Here is a 20,365-nt window from a genome sequence, read left to right on the forward strand (position 1 = left end):
TAGGCGCCGTCTGGCCTGCTACAATGCAGGGCTTCGCGGAGAGGTGGATGAGTGGTTTAAGTCGCACGCCTGGAAAGCGTGTGTGGGCTAATCCCCACCGCGGGTTCGAATCCCGCCCTCTCCGCCAATAATGAGTCCCAGAGCGTCCCAGGACGTCTCGAAAGACACCCTGAAAGCCCCGGTTTACCTCGTGTTCCGGGGCTTTTTTGTTTCCAGGCGTCCCGTAACGGTTCTTGCCATCCCAGGATTTTTGGGGGTATCTTTGGGGGTCCGTACCCCACTAGTTGGGGGTATTTCACCTTCGGGGTACGGTTTGGAGCTCGAAATGGCGCTGACCAACACCGAAGTTCTGAAGGCAAAAGCCGGCCCATCACCCATCAAGATGGCTGACGGCAGGGGCCTGTACCTGCTGATCACGCCGGCAGGTTCCAAGCTCTGGCGCTGGAAGTACCGTTTTCTGGGCAAAGAGAAACTGATGGCTGTCGGCGCCTACCCAGACGTGTCACTCGCCCAGGCCAGGGACAAGGTGGACGAGGCCCGCAAGCAGCTCGCAGCGGGCTCCGACCCGATGGCGGCCCGCAAGTTCGAGAAGATCGCCCGCCGTCTGGCTGTCGAAGACACATTCGCGGCCGTGGCGAAAAAATGGTGGGAAAGCTGGAAGGCCGCGCGCAGCGACAGCCACACGGTCTACGTTTGGCGGCGCCTGGAGGCCGACGTCTTCCCGGCCATTGGCTTGCGGCCTGTCGCAGAGATCGAGGCACCCGAGCTGGTTGCGATGATGAAAGCCATCGAAAAGCGTGGCGCCCTCGACATCGCCAAACGCGCCCTGCAGACCTGCTCCCAGATCTTTCGCTACGCCATCGCCCACGGTTTGGCGAAACGCAACCCGGCCGTTGAGATTCGCCCCAGCGATGTGCTCGCCTCGCGAAAAAAGGAAAACTACGCGCGGCTGGACAGCAAGGAACTGCCGGAGCTGTTGCGCAAGATCGAGGTCTACAACGGCAGCACCGTCACCCGCGTGGCCATCAAGCTCATGGCCATGACCTTTGTGCGCACCAGCGAGCTGATCGGCGCGCGCTGGGAAGAGTTCGACCTCGACGGCGGACGCTGGGACATACCGGCGTCACGAATGAAGATGAAGACGCCGCACGTGGTGCCCCTCTCCACCCAGGCGGTGACCCTGCTTCGAAGCCTGCACACCCTGACCGGTCAGAGCCCCCTGCTCTTCCCCGGTGAGCGTGACCATCAAAAGTCGATGAGCAACAACACCATCCTGGGCGCTCTGGACCGTATGGGCTATTCGGGGCGCATGACGGGCCATGGTTTCCGGGGCATCGCCTCCACCCTGCTGCACGAACAGGGCTGGCCGCACGAGCACATCGAGCTTCAGCTGGCCCACCAGGAACGGAACCAGGTCAGTGCGTCGTACAACCACGCCATGTACCTCCAGCCGCGAGCCCAGATGATGCAGGCCTGGAGCAACTACCTGGATGCCTGTGTGGCAGGCAATGTGGTGCCATTCAGGGGGAAACGGGCTTAGCCATCCCTGCAAGTTGGCTTGAAGGCCCTCTCCCGACCCTGCAGGGCATTCGGCGTCCAATCATCACTGACAGCTGTGCAGCGAGTCTGTGTGATAACTCGCAAGGAGCTCGCGCGACACGGGCGCTGCTTGCAGCTTTGCGGTTTTCTTCGTCTTGGCCGCATCTGCGACCCGTCAGAGTGACCTGGAGCCCGCTCGGGTGGCAATTTGGGCCTGCTGCGAACGCAAAAGGGCGCCTATGCGCCCAACAACTGCATCACTTTCCTGGTCCTCTCGAAGCCCAGGATACTGAGGACGCGTTTGAAGTTGTACGCCAACATATGACGCTGAGTTCACATCGTCAGTGATCGGCTTTAGCTCGCCGTATTGCTGCAAATGGTCTTTGTCAAACTGGATGCGAAATTTGGCATCAAAGATGCAGAAGCGCGAGGCACTAGTGAACTGAATGAAGTTCTTCGGCTGGCGAGGCAAGCTGCCCGCCCAGCACCTTCCACAGCGCCACTCGGTTGGCTTGCTCGGACTGGCGCAGACCGATCAGTGTCTGCTGCGCGGCGTACAGGCTGCGCTGGGAATCAAGCACCGTGAGGTAGTTGTCCACGCCAGAGGTGAAGCGCGCCTCGGACAGCTCGAACACCCGCGCGTTGGCCTCCACCACCGCCTGCTGTGCCGACAGGCGTTCCTGCCACTGAGCGCGCTCGGCAAGTGCATCCGAGACTTCACGGAAGGCGGTCTGGATGGCTTTCTCGTACTGGGTCACGGCGATTTCGCGGTTGGCCTGCGCCACAACCACGGCCGCGCGTGCACCGCCGCCATCGAAGATGGGCCAGCGGATCTGGGGCACGAAGTTCCAAGTGTTGTTGCCACTGCCGAGCAAGTTGTCCAGCTCACGGCTGCCGAAACCGATGCTGGTGCTCAGGCTGATGGTCGGGAACAGCGCCGCGCGCGCCGCTGCCACGTTGGCCGAGAGGGCCTGCAGGTTGTATTCGGATGCGCGCACGTCGGGGCGTTCCAGCAGCAGGCTCGATGGCAGATCTGCGGGCAGCACCATCAGGGCCGCGGGCGCCGCCGAATCGCCCCGCAGCGTCTCGGCCGTGGGGAGCCAGTCGGGATTCAGGCCACTACCGACCAGGGCGTCCAGAGCATTGCGGTCCTTGGCCACCTGGCCGGTGAAAACGGCAACATCGCCGCGGGCGGTTTCAACCGTGACCCGATTTTGTGCCAGTACCAAGCCGGACGTGCCGCCCAACTGGTGTATGCGTTCGGTGAGCTGGTAAGCCTTCACCCGGCCGGCCAGGGTGTCCCGGGCCAGGGTCAGGCGGGCCTCGTTGGCGGCCAGATTCAGCCACGCGTTGGTGACATCGGCCACCAGCGTGATCTGCACGTTCTGCTGATTCACCTCCGATTGCAGGAACTGCTGCAGCGCCGCCTCGTTGAGGTTGCGCACGCGGCCCCACAGGTCCAGCTCGAAACTGGTGACGGCGAGTTGCGCCGTGTACTGGCTGGAGGTAGCGGGCTGGCCGTTGCTCGACAGATCCGCCGACGTGCGGCTGCGGCTGCCCTGTGCCGTCGCGGCCACCGTGGGCAGTTGAGCCGCACTCGTGATGCCGTACTGCGCACGCCCCCGCTCGATGTTCAGCAAGGCCACTCGCAGGTCGCGGTTGTGCGTGAGCGCCTGCGCAATCGATTGGCGCAAACCCGGGTGCTGCACCCAGGTCAGGCGCGCGGCGGTTTGCACGGCGACGGGGTTCGCATCGGTAACGGCCAGTGGCTGGCCCAGCGTGGGGGGAGCCACGCCCTGTACACCGGGCTTGGCCGGGGGCAACTGGGCACAGCCCGCCAACAGCAAGGACAGAACGCCGAAGACGGCGACCCGTTTGAACACGGCATTCGCTCGGCGCATCAGGCTTCTCCTTGAGAGGACAGCGTGGGCATGGGAGTGGGCTTGGGGGCGGCGGTGTCTTTCGGCCGTTTCCTCATGACCCAGCTGCGCACCAGGAGGAAGAACACCGGCACGAAGAACAGACCGAGCATGGTGGACAGCACGGTGCCACCGAGCACGGCCGTGCCGATGGCCTGGCGGCTGGCGGCGCCCGGGCCAGTGCCCAGGGCCAGCGGCAGCACGCCAAAGCCGAATGCCAGCGAGGTCATCAGGATGGGACGCAGCCGCCGGCGCACCGCCTCCAACGTGGCGTCGAACACGCCCCTGCCCTGATCCATCAGCTGCACCGCGAACTCCACGATCAGGATCGCGTTCTTGGAAGCGAGACCCACCGTGGTGAGCAAGCCGACCTGGAAGTACACGTCGTTGGACATGCCCCGGAAATAGGTGGCGAGCAAGGCACCGACCACGCCCAGTGGCACGGCCAAGATGACCGAGAACGGCACGCTCCAGCTCTCGTACAGCGCCGCCAGACAGAGGAACACAAAAAGGATGGAGATGGCGTACAGCAGCGGTGCCTGCGCGCCGGACTGCCGCTCCTGCAGCGAAGCACCCGTCCACTCGTAGCCGATGCCCACGGGCATCTCCGCCATGATCTCCTCGACGGCGCGCATCGCAGCGCCCGAGCTAACACCGGCGGCGGTGTTTGCGACCATCTCCATCGACGGAGATCCGTTATAGCGCAGCAGCTGCGGCGCACTGCTGGTCCAGGAGGTCGTGGTGAACGCAGAGAGCGGCACCATCTCGCCGTTGCGGTTGCGCACTGTCCACTGCCCGATGTCCTGCGGCAGCATGCGGAACGGTGCATCGCCCTGCACGTAGACGCGCTTGACGCGGCCGTTGTGCACGAAGTCGTTCACGTACGAACCGCCCACCGCGCTGGAGAGCACGTTGTTGATGTCCTGGGTGGACAGGCCGAGTGCGGCCGCCTTGCGGTCGTCGATCACCACCTTGAGTTCGGAAGTGACGTCGAAATCGGTGGTGCGCATGTTCGCGAGCTCCGGCCGCTGGTTGGCCAGATCGATCACACGGTCCTTTGCCGCCCTCAAGGCATCGTTGCCGAGCCCGTTGATGTCCTTGAGCATGAAGTTCACGCCGGCGTCCGAACCCAGGCCTCGCACGGCGGGCGGCATCGACACGAAGATGCGGGCCGAGCGGATGCGCGACAGGTCACGAGTGGCCTTGCGCGCGATGAAATCGGCGCTCTGCTCGGCGTTCGGCCGGTCGTCCCAGGGCTTGAGTCGCACGAAGATCCTGCCCGAACTCTGGTTGCCACTGTTGCCCGCCAGTGAGTTGACCCGCAACACATCGGGCTGGGCCATGAAGTAGCGGGTGATGTCCTGCAGGACCACTTCCAGCTGCGCATCCGAAGAGCCCGCCGGCAGCGTCACGCTGGTAGAGATGAAGCCCTGGTCTTCGATCGGCAGGAAGGAGGTAGGCAGCTTCTGGAACAGGAACACCACACCGCCGATGAGCAAGGCGAACACGAGCAGCACGCGCTTGCCGCGCACCAGCAGCTTGCCGACGACACCCTGGTAGCGCGTGGCGCGGCGATCGAATCCGGCGTTGAAACCCTGGAAAAACCGGTCGATCCAGCCCAGAAAACCTCGACGGACGGGTGCTCCCTCGTAAACGTATTCGGTGGGTTTGAGCAGCGTGGCGCATAGCGCTGGCGTGAGTGTGAGCGCCACCAGCACGGAGAACGCCATGGCCGAGACGATGGCCACGGAGAACTGACGGTAGATCACCCCCACCGAGCCCGAGAAGAAGGCCATGGGAATGAACACGGCCGACAACGTGAGACCGATGCCCACCAGCGCCGGCGTGATCTCGGCCATGGACTTGATGGTCGCCTCCTTCGCGGGCAGCCCCTCCTGGTGCATCACCCGTTCCACGTTCTCCACCACCACGATCGCATCGTCCACCAGCAAGCCGATGGCCAGCACCATGGCGAACATGGTGAGCATGTTGATGGAGTACCCCATCACCGACAGCACCCCGAAGGTGCCGAGCAACACCACCGGAACGGCAATGGCGGGAATCAGCGTGGCGCGCAGGTTCTGCAGGAAGATGTAGATGACGATCACCACCAGCAGCAAGGCTTCAGCCAGCGTGATGACCACCTCCTTGATCGACGCTCGCACGTAAGGCGTGCTGTCCGAGCTGATCACGCCGGTGATGCCGTCGGGGAAGAACGGCGCCAGTTCGGCCATCTTGGCGTTGACCGCATTGGCCACCGCCATGGCGTTGGCGCCATCGGCCAGCACCACACCCAGTCCGGCGCCCGGCTGGTTGTTCAGGCGGGACTTCACCGTCAGGTTATCCGCGTCCAGTTCCACGCGGGCGACGTCACCCACGGTGACGAGCGAGCCATCGGCCGCCGCCTTGAGAACAACGCCCTGGAACTCCTCGACCGTCTTGAGCTTGGTGCGCGCGGTGATGGTGGCGTTGAGCATCTGGTCCTTCACCGCCGGCAGGGCACCCAGTTGCCCGGCGGACACCTGGGCGTTCTGCGAGCTCAGCGCGGAGATGAGGTCCGCCGGCATCAGTGCGAACTGCTCCAGCTTGCCCGGGTCCATCCAGATGCGCATGGCGTAATTGGTGCCGAACACGCTCACGTCGCCCACACCGTCGATCCGAGAGATCACGTCGACCACGTTGCTCGTGATGTAGTCGCCGATCGCGACCTGCGTGACCGTTGGGTCGGGCGAGGTGAAGACGAAGGTCATCAGGTTGTCCTGACCGCCCTTGTTGACGAACACGCCACGGCTCTTCACCGCCTCGGGCAGCCGGTTCATGGCGGTCTGCAGCTTGTTCTGCACCTGCACCTGGGCCACGTCGATGTCTGTGCCCGGGGCAAAGGTCAGCTGCGTGCGCGAGCGGCCCGCGGAGTCGCTGGTCGAGTTCATGTAGAGCACGTTGTCGATGCCCTTGAGCTGCTGCTCGATCACCTGTGTCACGGAATCGGCCACGGTCTCGGCCGAGGCGCCGGTGTAGGTGGCGTTGATCGACACGCGAGGGGGTGCGATGTCGGGGTACTGCTCCAGCGGCAGGGTGAAAATGGACATCGCCCCGGCCAGCATGATGACGATGGACAGCACCCAGGCGAAGACGGGACGGTGGATGAAGAAATGGGCCATGGCGCAGCGTATGGTGTTCGGTTGGCTCGAAAAATTGCAGGGTCACCCGGGTCGGCGTGGCCCCATCGAGTCGGTCAGGGCTTGGGCTCTTCAGAGGCTTGCGCCTGGCCGGCCAACGCGGAAGCCTGTGCCTCCACCACACGGTTGCCGTCAACGCGCATGGCCACAGGCGTCACGGCCTGGCCCACGCGGGCTTTTTGGAAACCATCGACCATCACGCGGTCTCCGGCCTTCAGGCCGTCCAGCACCAGCCACTGTGCGTCCAGGGCCTGACCCAGCCGGATCGGGCGCTTTTCGATCTTGTTGTCGGCGTTGATGAGTTGTACGCTGGGTTTGCCCGCCGGGTCCCGTTGCAGCGCCTGCTGGGGCAGCACGATGGCTTCGCCCGACTCGCCCGTGGACAGTCGCGCACGCACGTACATGCCGGGCATCAGCAACCGCTCGGGGTTGGGGAACACCGCGCGCAGGGTGATGGCACCGGTGCTCTGGCCGACGGTGGCACCCGTGAACTGCAGTTTGCCAGCGTGCGGATACGCACTGCCATCCTCCAGCGTCAGGCGCACCGGGGCGCCGCTGATCTCGACCTTGCCGAAGGTCCCGGCCTGCCACTGGCGCCGCAGCTCAAGCAACTCGGCACTGGACTGCGTGATGTCGACATGGATGGGATCGAGCTGACTGATGGTCGTCAGCGCCTGGGTCTGGTTGGCGGTGACCAGCGAGCCGGGAAGCACCGCGGACAGGTCGATCTGCCCGCCGATGGGTGCGGCAATGCGACTGAACTGCAGGTTGATCTGGGCGTTCTCCAGCGCCGCCTGCGCCACGGCGACGTCGGCTGCCGACTGTGCGACCTGCGCCTGGCTTTCATCGAACACCTGGCGACTGATGGCGTCAATCTTCACCAGTTCGGCATTGCGCTCGGCGTTGGTGCGGGCGGTCTGCGCGGAGGCCCGCGCCTTGGCCAGTGCGGCCTCGGCGCTCTTGACGGCGGCCCCCAGCGTGCGCGCGTCGATCTGGTAGAGCGGCTGACCTGCCTTGACCGTCTCACCCTCGGTGAACAGGCGCTTCTGGAGGATGCCCGACACCTGGGGGCGCACTTCAGCGCTTTGTGAGGCCCTGGTGCGGCCAGCCAGCTCAGTGTGCAGTCCCTGTGTTTGAAGCACCACCGTCAGAAAGCCGACTTGGGGCGCGGCGGGGGGAGCGCTGGGCGCCTTCTGGTCGCCGCAGGCGGCCAGCCCGAGAGCGGCCACTCCCACAAGCACCCAGGACCAGCGCCGTGCTCCGGCTTGCCGAACGGGTCGAGATGAAGCCATCACAGGCGTGGTGGTCGCCCAGCGTGGTACAGCGGATGAAACGAGTGGCAGTGACATGGGCATCGGCACGGGGCCTGGGTGGAGACGCAAGGCATGGCGCCGGTCAGGGGCAGATCACACCCCAAAACCGCTATTTTGTGCATGCAATATGTCTGGGATGTAAACCGAACCAAATGCCCATATAAAGCCGTGTTCCGCGACAACCGCATCGCCGGTGTCAGCGGCTGCAGGTCGTAGACCGCGAGTAAGAGCTTTCGATATTGGGCAGTGGATGGAGTGTTTGATTTTTTGCGATCGCAAGATTGCGAGGTTGAAACTACGAGGTGATCAAAACCGGCGCTCGCTGATACCGCTGCGCGGCATGACCTGTTCCAAAGCACACAGCCGCTATAGGCCGATGGCGGCTCGAAGAAGCTCACCCTCCAAAGCAGAGGCGCTCATGGCCTGACGTCACTTTTCGACAGTCCGATGCGATGTGTAAGTCAGCCGTCCGGTTCGATAGGCCGAAATGGGGTTGCCGACCCAAAAGCGCCAGTGAGGTTGCGGGATCTCAGGATCGGGGCTGCTTCACCGCGACCAACCTGAGACCCTCGCCTTGACTGAAGTAGTACTCGCCTTGCGGACTGATTACGACAGCGCGATCCGCGGCAGGGTGCGAGAAGTAAAGCCACCCTTCACCAGGCTGGCCTGGGCCGGCAGTGGTAAGCACAGTCTGCATCCCGTGGTCGACCCCATCATCTGGATGCGTGCGCCTTGCTTGCTCGCGGTTCTCGCTTACTCCATCAAGGTCCGTTTGTTCGTCACGTTTGCGGGAGTCCCATGCCAGTTGAATGCGGTCTTGGCCATGGCCGGACAGAATCACCGCGCCTTGGTCCGCACGATGCTCGCGGGCATCGGCCAGTGACAAGGTGCTGGTAGCCACGGCCAACACTCCTATCGAAGCAAAAAGCAGGGTCTTGTTCATGATGAAGTCCTCGGTGTGCAACCCCAGTCGACTTTGACTGTGACTTCAGTTTGCAGCTGCCGCGATGTACAGACACTGAGGAACTCGTTCACCTGCTGTTCATCTGGCACTCACCCACGGACTGCGCACAAAGTCGGCAAAGCGTCAGATCGCGAGAGTCGCTTACGCAGAAAACCGTTTTGCACATGCGAATGCTTTGTCACGCGGCCAGGTTCACTCGGCTGCTTCTTGTCAATCCAGATTGCTCTTCAAACGCAAGGCCAACCAGGCGGTCATCGAGCTGATCACGGCGAAAGCCAGGGCGACCAGCGCCCAGTCGGCGCCGTGTAGCGGCCGCAGATTCAAAGCGCGGCTGATCTCCGGAATCTGGACGATCACACCGAGCGACACAAGCGTGGCGACAACGAGCCAGATCGCGGCAGCGTGGCGAAGCTTGGTCAGGCCAGTCGTGATTCCAGCGCTTGCAGCCAACAGCACGGTCAGCGCCATCGCGCGCGCGTGCTCGATGTTGTGGTCAGCGCCGAGTGCGTGGAGGTAGCTCCAGACCACGGCAACGCTCACGAGACCGCCGACCAGGCAGATACCCAGCCAGGCCTTGATCGAGAAGAAGCGTGATCTTCGTTGGCGCTGCACCGGAGCGAGGGGTCCCTGCAATGGCAGATCCTGGAAAGCCAGCATTGCTGTCGGATGAATGACCAGCTCAAGCCACACGATATGGATCGGCAGGAACAGCAAGGGCAGGCCCATCAGCGGAATTGCCGCAGCGCCGACTACAAGCGGCAGGTGCACCAGCAGAAGGTATGCGAAGGCCAGACGCAAGTTCTGGAAGAGTTGGCGGCCTTCCGCAACGGCTTCGACGATGGTTTTGAAGTTGTCATCGAGCAGAACCATCGGTGCAACTTCGCGTGCGCTGCGCGTACCGCGTTCGCCCATGGCCACGCCGACATCGGCCTGTCGAAGCGCCGGTACATCGTTGACCCCGTCGCCTGTGACGGCGACGATTTCTCCTTCGGATTGCAGTGCCTGCACCAGCGCGAGCTTCTGTGGTGGTGTGGCGCGCGCCACAACGTGCAATCCGCCGTTGGTGCCGAGCACGGCGCCTGCATCTTCGTCAGGTGCAAGAACGACGACTTTTGGCGCTTTTCCGCCCAATCCAATCTCGCGAGCGATCGCCGAGGCCGTGGCGGGATGGTCTCCCGTGACCATGATGACACGCATGTTCGCTGCCATGCAGGCTGCAATCGCCTCTCTCACCCCATCGCGGACAGGATCCTCGAAGGCCAGCAGACCCACAAATTCGAACCCTCGCTCAGGTTCGACGCTAACGGGTTCGCCCGCGGGCAATTCGCGTCGAGCGCAAGCGACAACCTTGTGCCCAGATTGGGCGTACGCCTCCACTCGGGCGAGCCAGCCGTTTCGTTGGAGTTCGGACAGCTCACACGCGGCCAGCACCGTCTCAGGGGCGCCTTTCATGAAGGCCGACGAATGGCCGGCAGCCTGGGACCAGACGACCGTCTCGCGCCGTCGTGCTTCCGTAAATGGGAAATCAGCCAGCCTTGTGGCTTGTGGCAGTGGCCCTGCAGCCCCGTGCAGTGCCTGGTCGAGCGGATCACCGCTGTTTGGTCTCGCGGCAAACGTGGCCACTTCCAACACAGAGGCTTCGTCAAGTCCGTCAGCCGGTGCCCGATGTGCAAGCACCAGCGAGCCGGCAGTGATCGTTCCGGTCTTGTCCGAAACAATGCAAGTGATGCGTCCAATGTTCTCGACCGCGACCGCGCGTCGCACCAACGCCTTCTTTTTCGCCAGCCTGAAGACCCCCACACCGAGAAAGAACGTGTAAACGACGGGGAACTCTTCGGGCAGCGCAGCCACGGCCAGTGTCACCGCGCTCAGGAGTGCATCGATCCACCCGTGGCCTTGCCATAGCCTGACCGCGGCGAGGGCGATGCACACGATGATCGCAACACCGATGAGCACGGTAACCAGTTCACCGATGGCCTTCTGCAGCGGAGTTGCGGCATGGCGGCCTTCGGTGGCCGAGCGGACGATCTCCCCATAGCGCGTCTCGCTGCCGATGCAGACGATGCGCAGCCGGGCAGTGCCGGTCAACAGTCGTGTACCCGCTGTGCCCCAGTGCTCCTCTGAGGAGCTGGCGGGCAGGGGTGTTGTGGGCTCAATGGTGCGCTTGGGTACCGGCAAGGACTCGCCGGTCAACGTCGATTCATCCACCTGAAGACCAGTGCCGGACACCAGCAGGCCGTCAGCAGGGAAGTACTCTCCGGGCGTTACCTCTACCAGGTCGCCTGTCACCAAATCCCGCGACGCGATGTCCTGCCATTTCCCGTCTCGCAGGACCCGGGCCGAACTGGCCAACCGACTCGCCAAACCCGCGGAGGAGGCGGTCGTTCGTCGGTGCAAGTAGGCGTCCATGCCCAGCAGTGGGGCCATCGCGACGAGCAGCGTAAGCGACTCCGAGACCTGGCCCAGCAGTGCGAACAAGCCCGCGGTTATCACCAGGAACCACAGCATCGGATCCCGCGCGGTGTCACGTGCGACAACCAGCCAGCCGCTCGCGGTCTGCGGAATGATGTCGTTGAAACCGAACGAGCGCTGTGTCTCGACCTGCTCCGCAATCAGACCCGTCGTGCCACACTCCAAGGTTGGCATTTTGTCGAGGGGGACGTGGCGCTGGCTCATGAAGATAGGGTGCTGCACCTGAGAGCGACCCGAACAAAGTGTCGTTTCACGGCCCGGCAACCCGCAACGGAACTCCGCCTGTTCGCTGCATGTACAAGACAGATCACCGGACCAGCAGCACTGGGGTTGTGCAGAGGGACAGAACCTTGGTCGCCATCGAACCCATCACCACCCCCGCCACAGCGCCATGCCCGTGCGACCCCATGAGCAGCAGGTCGTAGCCACCTTGCCTCGCAAGCTTGGCGATGTTCATCGCGACAGGGCCGATGCGCAGCACGAATTTTGCAGTGATGCCATGCATCTCGAAGAACGCACGGATCGGCCTAAAAATGATCTCCGCATCGTCCTTGTAATACAAGCTGACCTGCTCGGGAACTAGGAAAGCAGCGGCGCGGTGCGGAATCGCCGCCACGCCGTGCACCACCGTGTAGGTGTGGTGTGTCCCCAGCCATTCATCGTGGGCCGCGAGGTAGGCCAGCGCGCGCTTGGTGTAAGGGCTGCCATCAACCGCAATCAAGATTTTCATCGCTCGTCACCTTCCAGTCGACTATTTCGGCACCCGTCATGCTCGTGAATTTTGTCGCCACATGAAGCCCGTTCCGCTGGTGTTGTTCGCGGGACGGAGGTATCCCGCCCGGCTATTCAAATCTTGAATGCCTTCGCCGCTGTGCTTGGCACCTTCGATTGCATGTGCGTATTTAGGTACGTAGCAAGTATGAGGCAACGAACCAGGCAGCAGGTCACTGAGCTGGTCTCAAGTTGGCTGCTGGGTGCGTTGTCGAACAGGCTGGCATTGCTGACGCAGACAGGATCGGAACATGCGAAATCGATTGAGCTTTTTGTGAGTCCGTCCAGGACGATGGCTGCATTTGGCATGCTTCACATGTCTCTGCCAAGCCACCACGGTCTAGAGCTGGTTCGATGAGCGACACCGCACGGAGCGCAACTGACGTACTGAAAGATCCGAAAGATCCTTCCATTCAGACTCCACATTGCCAAGACAGACAGAACAAGGCAGCGAAGGGGCAGCTCAGCTGCACGAGACCATGGGCCAGCGTTTTCCCTTTTGGGCGATGAACAGAAGATGAATGCACCATTCAGCATGCATACAAGGTGGATTTTCCACAATGCCATTGAACAACAAAGCAGAACCCTCATGCGTATCAAAGCCAACTGGAATTTGGTTGCAGTGCATCATCCTTGGCATTTGCGGCTGTTGCGCCGCACGATCTGGAGCGACCTGTACACACGCTGTGACCACTGGCGTCTTGGGTCCGACCCTCGCGCAGCCATGCGAAGCCTGCACCACAAACCGTTTGTCATGTGCTGACCCGATTGAAAGGAGCCTCCCATGAAATACCCCGCCACTTTGCACAAGGGCCTTCTCGTTCTATCACTGGGGCTGGCCGCGCTGCCCGCCTCAGCCGATGACGATTGCGACGCGCCGCTGAATCGCTGGCAGTCACGCGATGCCGTGCGACAGATGGCCGTCGCACAGGGCTGGCAGATCCAGCGATTGAAGATCGACGACGGCTGCTACGAAGTACGGGGTACCGATGCCCAAGGCCGCGCCTTCAAAGCCAAGATCGACCCGGAGACCCTGAAGGTGTTGAAGATGAAGCAAGACGACCGCCAGCGTGCACGGGAACGCGATCGCAATGACCAGGGTGCCGCGCAGCAGGCCCGACCAACGCAACCGGACGGCGCCGCCGTGCCATCGCCTTTGTTGACCCCTGGCACCGTGCCGCGCGGCCAGACCGAGTAACCACCCTTTCTACAGGAACATCACCATGTCCAAACCTCTCTTGACCATTTTGGCCACCGCCTGCGCGCTGGCCCTTCCCGCCCTGGCACACAGCCGCCCGGTCACGCTCACAGCCCAGCTCAAGAACTACGGCGGCGACGGCGCCTACCTGGCGGCGTACCTGACCGATGCCAAAGGCGCCTACGTGCGCACGCTGTGGGTGTCCGGCAGCAAGGCGAAATACCACAAGCACTTGTCTGACTGGAGCCGCCTCTCGGCGGGTGACGCCAAGCGCCTGGATGGCGTGACCGGCGCCAGTGTGGGCGCCGGGCGCACGCTCAAGGTCACCGCCGATCTGGCGGATGCACTGATCGACGCGGGCTATGAAATCCGCATCGACGCCGCCGTGGAAGACATGCGAGACAGCCCGTCGGAGGTCCGCATCCCGCTGTCCAAAGCGAACGTCGGCAAGCCGCAGGCCGGCAAGCAGTACATCCAGTCGGTGACCTTCCAACTTCAGTAAAGGGACTTGCATGAGCTGGAAAGTCATCCACCGCTGGCTGGGCCTGACCGTTGGCACCCTGGCTGTGGTGCTGGGCATCACCGGCTCTGTTTTGGCGATCGACCCGGTGCAGCAGGCGTGGCAGGCGCCCGCCGCTCCGGGCGACTTGCCCGTGGCCACGCTGGTGGAGCGCGTGACGCGCACCGTCCCGGGCGCGGAAGAGATTCGCCACCTGCCCTCGGGTGCCATCGTGGTGTTCAGCTTTGCCGGCGACCAGCCGCAGGCGCAGTACGTGGACCCGGCTGATGGCCGGGTGCTGGGTGCCTGGCAAGCCTCGGCGCTGCCGCGCTGGGTGAAGAACCTGCACCGCTCGCTGCTGCTGGGCGACGCCGGGCGCTGGGGTGCAGCGGGCATTGCACTGGCCATGGCTTTGTTGTGCGTCTCTGCCCTGGTGCTTTTGCTGCGGCGCATGGGCGGCTGGCGGCAGCTGGCGGCGCGGGTGCGTGGCTCGCTGGCGCAGCGCATCCACGTGGTCGCGGGCCGTGTGGTGCTCGCAGTGCTTTGCCTGACATCGCTCACGGCGCTGACCATGAGCGCCTCGACCCTGGGACTGGTGGAACTGGACTCCCGGGCCGAGCCTGAGGTGCTCTCGGTGCTCACCGGCCAGCCCGACTTGCCCGGCGCGCAGCTGGCCGCGCTGCAAAGCCTTGCGGTGCAGGATTTGCGCAAGCTGAATTTTCCCGGCCCCACCGACCCGGAAGACACCTGGAACGTGGCCACCGCCCAGGGTCAGGGTTGGATCGACCGGTACTCTGGCCAGATGCTGGCCTGGCAGGACGCCACCCTTGCGCAGCGCGTTTACGACTGGGCCGTGGTGCTGCACACGGGCGAAGCGTCCTGGCCCTGGGCCGTGGTGCTCGGGCTCGTGGGCGCCAGCGTGCTGCTGTTCTGGCTGTCGGGCGTTGTCATCTGGTGGCAAGCGCGCAGCCAGGCGCCACACATCACCGGCAACTCCCCGCTGGCACAGGCCGACGTGCTCATCTTCGTGGCCAGCGAAGGCGGCAGCACCTGGGGTTTTGCCCAGACGCTGCAAGACGCGCTGAGCCAGGGCGGCCACCGCGTTTACACCAGCGCGCTGGAGAACTTTCAAACCACGGCCGCCACGCGGCAGGTGTTTGTGCTGGCAGCAACCTATGGCGAAGGCCAGGCGCCGGCCCACGCCAGCGGCGCCCTGGAGCACATCGCCGGGCTCAGCGCCAGCGCTGTGCCGGTGACGGTGCTGGGCTTTGGCGACCGGCAGTTTCCGGCCTTCTGCGCCTTCGCCGTGGCGCTGGATCAGACGCTGCGCGCCCAGGGCTGGCCTGCGCTGCTGCCGCTGGAGTGCATCCACCAGCAATCGGGCCAGCAGTTCGCGCTCTGGGGCGTTGCACTGGCGCAGGCGCTCGGCGAACCCCTGGTCCTGGAGCATGTCCCGCGCGTGCCCCCCACCGCGACGCTCACGCTCATGGCGCGCCAGGACTATCCCGGGGTCACCGGGCAGGCCACGGCGATCCTGCGCTTTGCGTGGCCGGCACAGGGACCGGGCGCACGCCTGCGCGGGCACGGTCTGGCGCGGTTTGCAGCCGGCGATCTCTTGGGCATCGTGCCGCCGGGCTCGGCCGTGCCGCGCTACTACTCGCTGGCGTCGGGCTGGGAAGACGGGTTTGTGGAAATCTGCGTGCGCCAGATGCCCGGCGGTCTGTGCTCGACGCACCTGCTCGGCCTGCAGATGGGGGACAGCATCACCGCCTTTGTCCGGTCCAACCCCGGCTTTGCACTGCCGCGAACGCGGCGGCCTGTGCTGCTGATCGGGGCGGGCACAGGTGTGGCGCCGCTGGCCGGCTTCATCCGCCGCAACGACAGACGCCGCCCGATGCACCTGTACTTTGGTGGGCGCGATCCGGCGCGGGACTTTTACTTCGGCCCCGACATCCAGCGCTGGCTCGGCGAAGGACGCCTGGCAACGCTGGAGACGGTCTTCTCCCGCGTGCCCGACGGCGGCGGCTATGTGCAGGATGCCCTGCGCCGAGACGCCGAGCGCGTGCGCGGCCTGGTGGCACAGGGCGCCATCGTGCGCGTCTGCGGCAGCCGTGCCATGGCGCAGGGCGTGGCGGAGACGCTGGACATGGTGCTGGCGCCACTGCAGTTGAGCGTATCGACGCTGAAAGCCAAGGAGCGTTATGCCGAAGATGTCTTCTGAGCCCGCTACACCCTGCAAGCGCACCACCTTTCACGGCCCGACCATGGGCACACGCTGGTCTGCCACTGTCGACGCCGACAACACCATGGACCTGGCGGCCTTGCGCCAGGACCTTGCCGCTGCGGTGGAGCAGGTGGACGAGCAGATGTCACCCTGGAAACCGGACAGCGACCTCATGCGCCTGAACCGCGCGCCCGTGGACAAATGGGTGGACCTGCCCGCTGAAATCCTGGAGGTACTGGACTGTGCGCTCGATGTCCACCGCCTGAGCGCGGGTGCATTCGACCCCTGCGTGGGGACGCTGGTGAATGCCTGGGGCTTTGGCGCGGTGCGCGATGCACCCGACGCGGAAGCGATCCGCGCCGCACGCCTGTCCACCCCCTCCACTGGGCACGGACGCCTGGAACTCGACAGGCCCTCTGGTCGCGCCCGCAAGCTTACGACCCTGCAACTCGACCTGTGCGGCATTGCCAAGGGCTACGCGGTGGACCGCATGGCCCATGTGCTGCAACAGCACGGCGTGCGGCATGCGCTGGCAGCGCTGGATGGCGAGCTGCGCGCCGTGGGCGCTCAGGCCAGCGGCGTGCCCTGGGCTGTGGCGCTCGAACGCCCAGAGCCCGGGCGCCGCGCGGTACAAGGCGTCATCGAGCTGGAGGATCTGGCTGTGGCCACATCGGGCGACTACCGACGCTTTTTGCAAGTGGGCGATGCACGCCTGGCGCACACCATGGACGCGCACCGCTGTGCACCCGTGAACAACGCCGTGGCGTCGGTCACGGTGCTGGCGCACACCTGCATGCTGGCTGACGCCTGGGCCACAGCCCTGCTGGTGGCAGGCCCCGACGAAGGTCTGGCCATGGCACAGCGCATGGGGCTGGATGTGCTGTTCCTGCTTCGCCGCGCTGAAGGCTTGATCGAGCTGGGACTGGGTCGGTTTGGCAGATAGAGGTTTTCAGCACTGCCGCGTCGGGCATGGGGACCGGATCACGGGGGCGTGTTTCATCACGGCTTGACGGTCAATTCGTCGTGGATGCTATGGGCGCCCTCGGCGCCCCGCGCAGTGCCAATGGCGGCGTCGACCTGCGCCTGGTTGGACACCACACCCGTGAGCCGAACATCGCCCTTGGTGGTGACGACGGTGATGTCCAGCCCCGCCAAACCCGATTCGTTGTTCAGTGCGGATTTGACATGGGTCGTGACGTCAGCGTCTGAAATGTTGGCAACTGCGCTGGCCGCCGGAGCTTGAGTCGGGCTCGCGTTCTCTGCCTTGTTGCAGGCGGTCAGCAGCATCGTGCAGCAGGCGGTCAAGAGGAAGAATCGGTTGATGGATTTCATGGGTTTGTTTCGTGGGATGCAGGAGAGAAAACCACTTTGTTCTGCGGCTTCTCTCGGTGTGAATGAATCACAGGGGCAAAAGGGTTCAGGTCATGTGACGCATGTCGGTCTGCTGCGACGGTACCTGGGGATCTCCCGGGTGCTGCTCAAGCACGTAGGGCACTGAAAGGAAGGCCACGGTGAACACGACAAACAGTGTGGCGGCGACAACCTGTGTGATGGGTTGGCAAAAGTTCTTGAGGTCGGCGTTCATGGTGGATCCTGTGATGGCTGAAGGTTTCAGGGATTGAGGGCCTGTGGTCTGTTCTGGACCTTGGAGCCATGTTGCAACCGTGTGGCTGAACCTTTGCTGAACGGTCTTTACTGGGTACGTACACATTGGAGTCAGCGGTGGGTCGTTCAATTCGAGAAGTTCCTCTGCTTTGTTTGGGGCGGGCACAACCGCTCACTCTGGGCGCGACGAGTCATTCTCGAAGCGCGACCGGGCTGGCCTGTGTTGTGTGCCCGGTGACTGAGGTGCAGCGGTCGTTCGGCTCTTGCATCCTCGAATGACAGGAGACCGCGGTGGTTGACATTTAGGCGTGCCAAGTCACCGGCCGAACCCAGCCTACAGCGGTTGCATGCGATCAAACAAATCGGGCCACCGCCGTGACGGGCTCGCCTGTCTCAGTGAGTACCGTGGTGAACGCGAACGCCGCGCATCCAGGCCGTAAGGTCAATAGGGCTGGACGTGCCAGCGCCGGGCTTCGCTGTCTTGGACAGGGATTTCTTGAGCTGGGGTTTGTGCTGCGGCTGGTGGTGGGCCGTACTGCCCAGTGAGAGCTTTTCCAGGATGGCGCAATGGGGTTGGTCGTCACCGTGGCAGGCGTTCACCAGCACCGACAGGCCGTCCATCATCTGATCGATTTCGCGTCGCTTTTCTTCGAGGTCGGCCAGGTGGCGCTGGGCCACGGCCTTGACTTCGCGGCTGGTGCGCCGTGAATCGCTCCACAGTCCGATGAGCTCGGCGATTTGTGCCATCGAAAACCCGAGGTGGCGCGACTGGCGGACGAATCTCAACACCGAGACTTCACGGTCGCCGTAGAGACGGTAACCCGATTCGCTGCGTTCGGCCTCTGGCAGCAGACCGATCTGCTCATAGTGACGAATCATCTTGGCAGAGACGCCTGCAGCGGCGGCCGCTTCGCCGATGTTCATGAGGGTGGTCATGGTGTGCTCCGTGGACTGGGGGACTGCATGGATCGAAGGATGTAGCTTGTCATGGTGGGAAGGTCAAGACCCTCACCTGGAGGGTCTTGCTTGACCTTCCCGGTTCAGCGCGGCGGGTAGCCGGCTTCGGTGAGCGCTTCGACCAGGGCCTCGCGATCTTCGCCGCTCTTCACGCTGACCAGCTGCCGTGGCAGATCGAGCTGGATCTCGCAGGCTGGATCGACCCGCTTGAGGGTCACATTCACCTTGGAGGCGCAGTGGCCGCAGGTCATGTCGGGGAGGTGGAATTCGTGCATGGATGGCTCCGTAAAGGGTTGGGGAAATCCGCACTCTGGGCATTGCCACAGGGGCAAGGTCAAGCCGGATCGGCGGTTGCGCTTGACACCGTGTCAAGGCCAAACATCCGCTCCACCCTCAATCACAGGAGCCTCCCGTGAGAACCGCCACAGCTTCCCTCATTGAACGCCAGCTCCCCATCGAAGGCATGACCTGCAACTCGTGCGTCGGCCGCGTCGAAAAGGCCTTGAAGGCCCCGATTCAGCGCATCGTGGACCGCGTGAGCGCCGTCTTCGTGCCGGTGGTGCTGGTGATCGCTGCGCTCACCCTGCTCGGCTGGGGCCTGGCCACCGGCCACTGGGAGCAGGCCATCCTGAATGCGGTGGCGGTGCTGGTGATTGCGTGTCCGTTTGCCCTGGGCCTGGCCACGTCCACCGCCATCATGGCCGGCACCGGTGTGGCCGCGCGCCAGGGCATCCTGATCAAGGACGCCGAAGCGCTGGAAGTGGCGCACCGCATCGACACCGTGGCGTTCGACAAGACGGGCACGCTCACCGAAGGCAAGCCCACACTGGTGACCGCACTCGCTGCACCGGGCCATGAAGACAATCTGCTCTCGTGGAGTGCCGCCATCCAGGCGGGCAGCGAACACCCGCTGGCCCGCGCCGTGATGAACGCCGCCGAACAGGCTGGCCTGGATCTGCTCTCGGCCGCCAAGGTAAGCGCTGTGCCTGGACGCGGCATGTCGGCCGAAGTGCAGGGCCGTGCCTTGCGGCTGGGCAGCCCGCGCTACATGCAGGAACTCGGCGTGGACACCTCGGTCCTGGCCGAGTCAGCGCGCAAGCTCCAGGACGACGGGCGCACGGTGTCGTGGCTGGCCGATGTGACGGCGTCACCTGCTCTGGTCGGCATGCTGGCCTTTGGCGATGCGCCCAAGGCCAGCGCCATCACCGCCATCCGGAGCCTGCGGGCCCTGGGCATCCGCACGGTGATGGTCACCGGTGACAACCTGGGCAGCGCCCTGGCGGTGGGCAGTGTGCTCGGTATCGACCACATCGAGGCCGAGGTGCTGCCCGCCGACAAGGCGTCCATCGTGAACCGCCTGAAGGACGGTGGCCACTCGGTGGCCATGGTGGGCGACGGCATCAACGACGCGCCGGCCCTGGCGTCGGCCGACGTGGGCATCGCCATGTCCACCGGCACCGACGTGGCCATGCACGCCGCCGGCATCACGCTCATGCGCGGTGACCCGGCGCTGGTGGCCGACGCGATCGACATCTCGCGCCGCACCTACCGCAAGATCCGCCAGAACCTGTTCTGGGCCTTTGCCTACAACGTGATCGGCATCCCGCTGGCGGCGGCCGGCCTGCTCAACCCGGTGGTGGCCGGCGCGGCCATGGCGCTGAGCAGCGTGAGCGTGGTGAGCAATGCGCTGCTGCTGCGGGCCTGGCACAGGAGAGGCTGAGGTCC

15 protein-coding genes, 1 tRNA gene and 1 pseudogene are annotated in these 20,365 nt (G+C 64.2%); 7 read left to right on the top strand and 10 right to left on the bottom strand.

Annotation, left to right across the window (positions count from 1 at the left end; translation table 11 throughout):
• Nucleotides 1–37 precede the first annotated feature (37 nt).
• Together AC0GNO_RS17605 and AC0GNO_RS17610 are read left to right on the top strand one after the other, a co-directional pair.
• Nucleotides 38–127: transfer RNA gene (locus tag AC0GNO_RS17605), tRNA-Ser, on the top strand.
• A gap of 198 nt (nt 128–325) precedes the next feature.
• Nucleotides 326–1,540: a tyrosine-type recombinase/integrase gene (locus tag AC0GNO_RS17610; RefSeq protein ID WP_472904875.1), complete on the top strand. Its 1,215-nt coding sequence runs from the start codon at nt 326–328 to the stop codon at nt 1,538–1,540.
• A gap of 433 nt (nt 1,541–1,973) precedes the next feature.
• Here the strand turns inward: AC0GNO_RS17610 and AC0GNO_RS17615 are convergent, their stop codons facing one another.
• The 6 genes from AC0GNO_RS17615 to AC0GNO_RS17640 form a co-directional block, all read right to left on the bottom strand.
• Nucleotides 1,974–3,440, bottom strand: coding sequence for an efflux transporter outer membrane subunit (locus AC0GNO_RS17615; protein ID WP_472904876.1), 1,467 nt, complete (start codon nt 3,438–3,440; stop codon nt 1,974–1,976).
• Entirely contained in the window at nt 3,440–6,619 is a 3,180-nt protein-coding gene (locus tag AC0GNO_RS17620) for an efflux RND transporter permease subunit (RefSeq protein ID WP_472904877.1), read from the bottom strand. Before AC0GNO_RS17620 ends, AC0GNO_RS17615 begins: the two co-directional genes overlap by 1 nt.
• Nucleotides 6,620–6,693: 74 nt before the next feature.
• Nucleotides 6,694–7,929 (bottom strand): efflux RND transporter periplasmic adaptor subunit, encoded by a 1,236-nt coding sequence (locus tag AC0GNO_RS17625; protein ID WP_472904878.1) that lies wholly within the window; start codon nt 7,927–7,929, stop codon nt 6,694–6,696.
• Between the two features lie 550 nt (nt 7,930–8,479).
• A complete protein-coding gene (locus AC0GNO_RS17630; protein ID WP_472904879.1) occupies nt 8,480–8,893 on the bottom strand; it encodes a hypothetical protein in 414 nt (137 codons plus the stop codon).
• Nucleotides 8,894–9,124: 231 nt separating this feature from the next.
• Nucleotides 9,125–11,590 carry a cation-translocating P-type ATPase gene (locus tag AC0GNO_RS17635; protein WP_472904880.1) on the bottom strand — a complete coding sequence of 822 codons (2,466 nt, stop codon included), beginning with the start codon at nt 11,588–11,590 and terminating at the stop codon, nt 9,125–9,127.
• Between the two features lie 103 nt (nt 11,591–11,693).
• Nucleotides 11,694–12,116 (bottom strand): universal stress protein, encoded by a 423-nt coding sequence (locus AC0GNO_RS17640; RefSeq protein ID WP_472904881.1) that lies wholly within the window; start codon nt 12,114–12,116, stop codon nt 11,694–11,696.
• Between the two features lie 825 nt (nt 12,117–12,941).
• Here AC0GNO_RS17640 and AC0GNO_RS17645 point away from each other — a divergent pair.
• From AC0GNO_RS17645 to AC0GNO_RS17660, 4 genes are read left to right on the top strand one after another with little or no spacing between them, the layout of a single operon-like run.
• The gene (locus AC0GNO_RS17645; protein WP_472904882.1) at nt 12,942–13,355 is read left to right on the top strand and encodes a PepSY domain-containing protein; all 414 of its coding nucleotides are present in this window, start codon (nt 12,942–12,944) and stop codon (nt 13,353–13,355) included.
• Between the two features lie 25 nt (nt 13,356–13,380).
• Nucleotides 13,381–13,857 (top strand): DUF2271 domain-containing protein, encoded by a 477-nt coding sequence (locus AC0GNO_RS17650; RefSeq protein ID WP_472904883.1) that lies wholly within the window; start codon nt 13,381–13,383, stop codon nt 13,855–13,857.
• 10 nt (nt 13,858–13,867) lie between these two features.
• Nucleotides 13,868–16,075, top strand: coding sequence for a PepSY domain-containing protein (locus AC0GNO_RS17655; protein WP_472904884.1), 2,208 nt, complete (start codon nt 13,868–13,870; stop codon nt 16,073–16,075).
• Nucleotides 16,056–17,021 (top strand): FAD:protein FMN transferase, encoded by a 966-nt coding sequence (locus AC0GNO_RS17660; RefSeq protein WP_472904885.1) that lies wholly within the window; start codon nt 16,056–16,058, stop codon nt 17,019–17,021. The genes AC0GNO_RS17655 and AC0GNO_RS17660 overlap by 20 nt, the downstream gene beginning before the upstream one ends.
• Nucleotides 17,022–17,077: 56 nt before the next feature.
• On the opposite strand, the gene AC0GNO_RS17665 is transcribed toward AC0GNO_RS17660, so the two are convergent.
• The 4 genes from AC0GNO_RS17665 to AC0GNO_RS17680 form a co-directional block, all read right to left on the bottom strand.
• Nucleotides 17,078–17,410 carry a BON domain-containing protein gene (locus AC0GNO_RS17665; protein WP_472904886.1) on the bottom strand — a complete coding sequence of 111 codons (333 nt, stop codon included), beginning with the start codon at nt 17,408–17,410 and terminating at the stop codon, nt 17,078–17,080.
• Between the two features lie 85 nt (nt 17,411–17,495).
• Complete coding sequence (locus AC0GNO_RS17670; protein ID WP_472904887.1) at nt 17,496–17,663, bottom strand: hypothetical protein; 168 nt, start codon at nt 17,661–17,663, stop codon at nt 17,496–17,498.
• A gap of 413 nt (nt 17,664–18,076) precedes the next feature.
• On the bottom strand, nt 18,077–18,619 hold the full coding sequence (gene cueR / locus AC0GNO_RS17675) for a Cu(I)-responsive transcriptional regulator (protein ID WP_472904888.1): 543 nt from the start codon (nt 18,617–18,619) through the stop codon (nt 18,077–18,079).
• A gap of 104 nt (nt 18,620–18,723) precedes the next feature.
• Nucleotides 18,724–18,915 (bottom strand): heavy-metal-associated domain-containing protein, encoded by a 192-nt coding sequence (locus AC0GNO_RS17680; protein WP_472887935.1) that lies wholly within the window; start codon nt 18,913–18,915, stop codon nt 18,724–18,726.
• Between the two features lie 221 nt (nt 18,916–19,136).
• Here AC0GNO_RS17680 and AC0GNO_RS17685 point away from each other — a divergent pair.
• A pseudogene (locus AC0GNO_RS17685) lies at nt 19,137–20,360 on the top strand (heavy metal translocating P-type ATPase); the annotation flags it as partial.
• Nucleotides 20,361–20,365: the final 5 nt, after the last annotated feature.

The organism is Hydrogenophaga sp. L310, from assembly GCF_055703065.1.

Bases quoted from the DNA above. Each gene is read 5' to 3' on its own strand.
- AC0GNO_RS17625 (WP_472904878.1), bottom strand. From the start codon at position 7,929: ATGGCTTCATCTCGACCCGTTCGGCAAGCCGGAGCACGGCGCTGGTCC.
- AC0GNO_RS17670 (WP_472904887.1), bottom strand. From the start codon at position 17,663: ATGAACGCCGACCTCAAGAACTTTTGCCAACCCATCACACAGGTTGTC.
- AC0GNO_RS17660 (WP_472904885.1), top strand. From the start codon at position 16,056: ATGCCGAAGATGTCTTCTGAGCCCGCTACACCCTGCAAGCGCACCACC.
- AC0GNO_RS17635 (WP_472904880.1), bottom strand. From the start codon at position 11,590: ATGAGCCAGCGCCACGTCCCCCTCGACAAAATGCCAACCTTGGAGTGT.
- AC0GNO_RS17640 (WP_472904881.1), bottom strand. From the start codon at position 12,116: ATGAAAATCTTGATTGCGGTTGATGGCAGCCCTTACACCAAGCGCGCG.
- AC0GNO_RS17615 (WP_472904876.1), bottom strand. From the start codon at position 3,440: ATGCGCCGAGCGAATGCCGTGTTCAAACGGGTCGCCGTCTTCGGCGTT.
- AC0GNO_RS17655 (WP_472904884.1), top strand. From the start codon at position 13,868: ATGAGCTGGAAAGTCATCCACCGCTGGCTGGGCCTGACCGTTGGCACC.
- AC0GNO_RS17665 (WP_472904886.1), bottom strand. From the start codon at position 17,410: ATGAAATCCATCAACCGATTCTTCCTCTTGACCGCCTGCTGCACGATG.
- cueR (WP_472904888.1), bottom strand. From the start codon at position 18,619: ATGACCACCCTCATGAACATCGGCGAAGCGGCCGCCGCTGCAGGCGTC.
- AC0GNO_RS17620 (WP_472904877.1), bottom strand. From the start codon at position 6,619: ATGGCCCATTTCTTCATCCACCGTCCCGTCTTCGCCTGGGTGCTGTCC.
- AC0GNO_RS17645 (WP_472904882.1), top strand. From the start codon at position 12,942: ATGAAATACCCCGCCACTTTGCACAAGGGCCTTCTCGTTCTATCACTG.
- AC0GNO_RS17610 (WP_472904875.1), top strand. From the start codon at position 326: ATGGCGCTGACCAACACCGAAGTTCTGAAGGCAAAAGCCGGCCCATCA.
- AC0GNO_RS17650 (WP_472904883.1), top strand. From the start codon at position 13,381: ATGTCCAAACCTCTCTTGACCATTTTGGCCACCGCCTGCGCGCTGGCC.
- AC0GNO_RS17680 (WP_472887935.1), bottom strand. From the start codon at position 18,915: ATGCACGAATTCCACCTCCCCGACATGACCTGCGGCCACTGCGCCTCC.
- AC0GNO_RS17630 (WP_472904879.1), bottom strand. From the start codon at position 8,893: ATGAACAAGACCCTGCTTTTTGCTTCGATAGGAGTGTTGGCCGTGGCT.